The sequence below is a fragment of the Photorhabdus africana genome (genome assembly GCF_035181445.1).
GTDB classification, from domain to species: domain Bacteria; phylum Pseudomonadota; class Gammaproteobacteria; order Enterobacterales; family Enterobacteriaceae; genus Photorhabdus; species Photorhabdus laumondii.
The window spans coordinates 1-223 of record NZ_JAXBVE010000306.1; the positions used below are offsets into that span (position 1 = coordinate 1).

The window sequence follows — 223 nt, forward strand, 5'->3', positions numbered from 1 at the left end:
CCTGCTGTGGGGCGGCAGTTTACAACACACGGAACCTGATACCGCGCAACTGGCGGCCCTGCGTCGCTTGCGCCGTCTCCGGCCGCTCAACGGCATCGTCTGGGCGCTGACTGAACAACAGAGCGCCCAGCCGGTCTGGATGGATAACGCCCTGCGCTTGTTACAGAAACAGGCCCGACAGTTGCACTGGCAGGCCCCGGTTTATCTGTGGCAGGTGTGTCAC

The 223-nt window shown here is 63.2% G+C and carries 1 protein-coding gene; it reads left to right on the forward strand.

Annotation, left to right across the window (positions count from 1 at the left end):
- Window positions 1-223, forward strand: a 223-nt coding sequence (locus SLS51_RS23870; protein ID WP_323840925.1) for a hypothetical protein, incomplete at both ends; no start/stop codon positions are given.